Here is a 603-nt window from a genome sequence, read left to right on the forward strand (position 1 = left end):
GTTGGTCGTGCGCAGATGCTGCCAGTGCTCGGCAGGAAATTCGTAAAACGCGAGCAAGCTGTCTCGGTCCTTCTTCAACGTCTCGGTCGCCTTCGGATATTTCGCCGCATAGATCGACACGAAACGATCGAACGCGGCGTGCGCGTCGGCGCGAGTCGCGGCCATCCAGATCGATTGCATATCGGCCTTCGCGCGTGCCTGTTGCGACTTGGGCAGCGCGTTCAGCACGTTGCCCATCTTGTGAAACCAACAGCGCTGGCCACGTGTGGTCGGAAACACCTCTTCCAGTGCCGCCCAGAAGCCCATTGCACCGTCGCCGACGGCCAGCCGTGGACCTGCCTTCAGACCGCGCTTTTTCAGGTCGAGCAGCAGCTCCAGCCACGACGCTTTCGTCTCGCGATACCCATCGCCGATCGCCACACGCTCTTTGCTTCCGTCCGGTTTTACGCCGATGATGACCAGCAAGCATTGCCCGTCGGAGTTCTCGCTGCGCAGCCCCGTGTGAATGCCGTCGACCCACCAATAGACGTAGTGCGACTCGGACATATCACGCCGGCTCCACGCCACATGCTCGTCGGCCCATTGCGCCTTCAGGCGGCTCAC

At 61.7% G+C, this 603-nt stretch carries 1 protein-coding gene; it reads right to left on the reverse strand.

Features of this window, described 5'->3' with window-relative positions; genetic code table 11:
- A partial coding sequence (locus D3654_RS10125; RefSeq protein WP_120521377.1) for an IS256 family transposase occupies positions 1 to 603 on the reverse strand: 603 nt, incomplete at both ends.

It is taken from the genome of Arthrobacter celericrescens, from assembly GCF_003614925.1.
GTDB lineage: Bacteria > Actinomycetota > Actinomycetes > Actinomycetales > Micrococcaceae > Arthrobacter > Arthrobacter celericrescens.